The 668-nt window shown below is 37.3% G+C and carries 1 protein-coding gene; it reads left to right on the top strand.

The annotated features are described in order from the left end of the window. Positions 1 to 663, top strand: a 663-nt coding sequence (locus IEV72_RS13525; RefSeq protein WP_188459652.1) for a T9SS type A sorting domain-containing protein, incomplete at its 5' end; no start/stop codon positions are given. Positions 664 to 668: the final 5 nt, after the last annotated feature.

Below are 668 nucleotides of genomic sequence, written 5' to 3'. Positions count from 1 at the left end.
CAAAATGAAGAAAGTCAGATTATCGATGCCATTCGTTTGCGTTTTGCCGCTGATGGAATTACTGAAGTAGATGCAGCAGATATTGCTAAAATGGGAAATATCGATGAAAACCTAGCTTCTGTCAATGAAAACAGCTTGTTTACTATTCAGCGTAGAAACTTCCCAGAAAATGATGAAGTAATTCCGTTATTTACCAACAACTGGCGTAATCAAGACTACAGCTTTGTAGCCAACTTATCTAATTTTGGAACAACAGAAGTTTATTTAGTAGATGCGTATTTAGGAACAGAAACTTTGTTAACAGATGGCGAAGTTTATTCCTTTAGCGTTGATGCCAATGTGACGGAATCGGTTGACACGTTGCGATTTTCCTTAAAATTTGATATAGAAACCATGAGCATGGAAGATGTAGACGAAAAGTTGTTTAGCCTCTACCCTAACCCAGCCGAAGATATAGTGCAACTACAAAGTAACTTGACCTTAACAAACAAAGCAAATGTAGCTGTTTACAATATGCTAGGACAACAAATGCAAATTAAAGCAGAAGTAATAAGCCATACCAACTTGCGCTTAAGCTTAGGCCATTTAGCCTCTGGTGTATACATTGTACAACTTACCGACCAAGAAGGCAATAGCTACACCCAAGAATTAATTAAAAAGTAGAGAGT

It is taken from the genome of Psychroflexus planctonicus (assembly GCF_014640195.1).
GTDB classification, from domain to species: domain Bacteria; phylum Bacteroidota; class Bacteroidia; order Flavobacteriales; family Flavobacteriaceae; genus Psychroflexus; species Psychroflexus planctonicus.
Note: the sequence above shows the minus strand (reverse complement) of the source record. Positions and strands in the feature narration are given on the sequence as shown.